This window comes from Pseudomonas sp. PA-1-6B, assembly GCF_021609545.1.
GTDB lineage: Bacteria > Pseudomonadota > Gammaproteobacteria > Pseudomonadales > Pseudomonadaceae > Aquipseudomonas > Aquipseudomonas fluorescens_BV.
In genome coordinates, this window is sequence record NZ_WJZM01000109.1 from 1 (window position 1) to 2,987 (window position 2,987).

Below are 2,987 nucleotides of genomic sequence, written 5' to 3' on the forward strand. Positions count from 1 at the left end.
CACCGCTTTCGGGAGCAAGCCCCCTCCCACAGGGTTGCATCGGTGGCTTTTATTTAGCAGTCCATTCGGCGACGCGCTCGGGGTGCTTGGCTACCCAGTCCTTGGCCGCGGCGTCCGGCTTGGCGCCTTCTTGAATCGCCAGCATGACTTCACCGATTTCATCCTTGGAGGCCCACTGGAATTTCTTCAGGAAGGCTGCGACTTCCGGCGCTTTCTTCTCCAGGCCCTTGCTGCCGATGCTGTTGACGGTTTCAGCAGCACCATAAATCCCTTTTGGGTCGTCCAGGAAACGCAGTTTCCACTTGGCGAACATCCAGTGCGGCACCCAACCGGTGACCGCAATCGACTCCTGCTTGTCCTCGGCGCGGGTCAGTTCGGCAATCATCGCCGCACCCGAGCTGGCTTGCAGTTTGTAGTCCAGGCCATATTGCTTGATAGCTTCATCGGTCTTGAGCATTACGCCTGAACCGGCGTCGATGCCGACGATCTTGTTCTTGAAGGTGGTATCGGTCTTGAGGTCTTCGATGGACTTGGCCTTGACGTATTCCGGCACGATCAGGCCGATCTTGGCATCCTTGAAGTTGGGGCCGTAGTCGACCACCTTGTCCTTGTTCTTGGTCCAGTATTCACCGTGGGTTACAGGCAGCCAGGCGGAAAGCATGGCATCGAGTTTACCGGTGGCGACGCCCTGCCACATGATCCCGGTGGCAACCGCTTGCAGTTTTACGTCGTAGCCGAGCTTTTGCTTGATCACCTCTGCCGCCACATGAGTAGTGGCCACGCTGTCGGACCAGCCGTCCACGTAACCGATGCTCAGGGTCTTGCTGTCGGCACTGGCCAGTGTGGAGCCCATCGCAACTACCAGAGTGGCAACTGCGCCCAAGAGTCGTCGCATCTTCATAGTACTTCCCCGAAAGTGCTGCGCCCGACGGATGCCGAGCGACGTCAAACTGTTGTTATAGGGTGCACCGCGCCCCCTTCACGCGCATCGATCCGGTTGCTGAGGCATCAGTGGAGTACTGACAGTTTTATCTTCAACCTGCGTAGGCATTTGCCCTGCTCTGTCAGCGACCTTGGTTGAGCAGGAAACGACATCACATCGCCAGCAGGATACTTTGTAGGCGTTATCGCCAGAATCCCGCCCGAAGTTTGCATGTCAAAATTATGCAGCCCCACAGGGCTGCGGCAAATCCGGGTAAGATGCGCGCCTTTGCTCTCCCAGATAAGCCGACCATGCCCGCGACTGCCCGCTTCCCTGCCCTGCCCTATTTCTTCGCCTTGATCCTCGGCGTGCTTGCCCTTGTCGGCTACTGGTACGGCCTCGGCCGGCCCGTGGTGTTGCCAGACGTCGCCAGCGCCAGCCATAAGCTGCAATGTGCGTCCTACACACCGTTCGACAAAGACCAATCCCCATTCGACCAGCCGTTCAGGTTGCGCACCGAGCGCATGGACGCCGACCTGGCGCTGCTCGCCACGCGCTTTGAATGCATTCGCACCTACTCCATGACCGGCCTGGAGGCCCTGCCGGACATGGCGCGCAAGCATGGGTTGAAGGTGATGGCCGGGGCCTGGGTCAGCAGCGACCCCGTGGCGACCGAAAAAGAGATCAACGAGTTGATCGCGGCGGCCAACGCCAGCCCGGACGTGGTGACCTCGGTGATCGTCGGCAACGAAGCCCTGCTGCGCAAGGAAGTCACCGCCAAGCAACTGGTGGCGCTGATCCATCAGGTTAAAAGCCAGATCAAGCAGCCCGTCACCTATGCCGATGTCTGGGAGTTCTGGTTGCAACACCCGGAAATCGAGCCTGCGGTGGACTTCCTGACCATTCACCTGTTGCCGTATTGGGAAGATGAGCCGTCCGGCATCGACCAGGCTCTCAAGCACGTGGGCGATGTGCGCCAGACCTTCGGCCATAAATTCGCGCCCAAGGACATCGTGATCGGCGAAACCGGCTGGCCCAGCGAAGGCCGGCAGCGCGAAACCGCCGTGCCCAGCCGGGTCAATGAGGCCAGGTTCATGCGCGGCTTCGTGGCCATGGCCGAAGCCAATGGCTGGCGCTACAACCTGATCGAAGCCTTTGACCAGCCATGGAAACGTGCGAGTGAAGGGGCTGTGGGTGGTTACTGGGGGCTGTTCGATGCAGACCGTCAGGACAAAGGCATCCTCGCCGGCCCGGTGACCAATGTGCCGTACTGGCCACTGTGGCTGGGCGTCGGCGGGCTCATCCTGCTGGGCACCCTGGTGCTCGGCGGCCGTGTTCGCAGCACTCGCTCTGCGCTAATACTGCCGTTGCTAGGGGCCGTCGCAGCATGCTCCATTGGCAGTTGGGCCGAACTGACCCGCGTCACTGCGCGTTTCAACGATGAATGGGTATGGGCAGGCTTGCTGGTGGTCTTGAACCTGCTGGTGCTGGCTCATGCCGCGCTGGCCCTCAGCGCCCGGCAAGGCTGGCGTGAGCGCGGGTTCAACTGGCTGGAGCAGCGCGCCGGCTGGCTGATTGCAATCGCCGGGTTTGCCGGTGCGGTGATGATGCTGGCGCTGGTGTTTGACCCGCGCTATCGCAGCTTTCCAAGCGCAGCGCTGGTGTTACCGGCCCTGGTGTACCTGATACGCCCGGTGACCGGGCCACGTCGGGAGATTGCGTTGCTGGCCTTTATCATCGGTGCCGGCGTTGCGCCGCAGATGTATCGTGAAGGGCTGTTGAACCAGCAGGCCTGGGGTTGGGCAGTGGTCAGCGTGCTGATGGTTGCGGCTTTGTGGCGTTGCTTGCGAGTGCGCAGGGCGTAACACCGCTATCGCAGGCAAGCCAGCTCCCACAGTTGACCGTGCTCACAGATAGAAATGTGTGAACCCAATCAACTGTGGGAGCTGGCTTGCCTGCGATGAGCATAGGTATCTACACAACTTCGGCACGACGCTAAATCTGTGGCGAGGGAGCTTGCTCCCGTGACGGCCTGGCAGCCGACACAGATATAACTGATGCCCCG

At 60.7% G+C, this 2,987-nt stretch carries 2 protein-coding genes; one reads left to right on the forward strand and one right to left on the reverse strand.

What is annotated here, in order from left to right; all coding sequences use genetic code 11:
* Nucleotides 1-49: 49 nt before the first annotated feature.
* A complete protein-coding gene (locus tag GIV35_RS27025) occupies nt 50-901 on the reverse strand; it encodes a glycine betaine ABC transporter substrate-binding protein (RefSeq protein ID WP_105226286.1) in 852 nt (283 codons plus the stop codon).
* Nucleotides 902-1,233: 332 nt separating this feature from the next.
* On the opposite strand from GIV35_RS27025, the gene GIV35_RS27030 reads away from it, so the two are divergent.
* Nucleotides 1,234-2,787 (forward strand): glycoside hydrolase family 17 protein, encoded by a 1,554-nt coding sequence (locus tag GIV35_RS27030; RefSeq protein ID WP_236265912.1) that lies wholly within the window; start codon nt 1,234-1,236, stop codon nt 2,785-2,787.
* The last annotated feature ends 200 nt before the right edge of the window (nt 2,788-2,987 follow it).

Coding starts and splice junctions, on each gene's coding strand:
- GIV35_RS27030 (WP_236265912.1), top strand. CDS start 1,234: ATGCCCGCGACTGCCCGCTTCCCTGCCCTGCCCTATTTCTTCGCCTTG.
- GIV35_RS27025 (WP_105226286.1), bottom strand. CDS start 901: ATGAAGATGCGACGACTCTTGGGCGCAGTTGCCACTCTGGTAGTTGCG.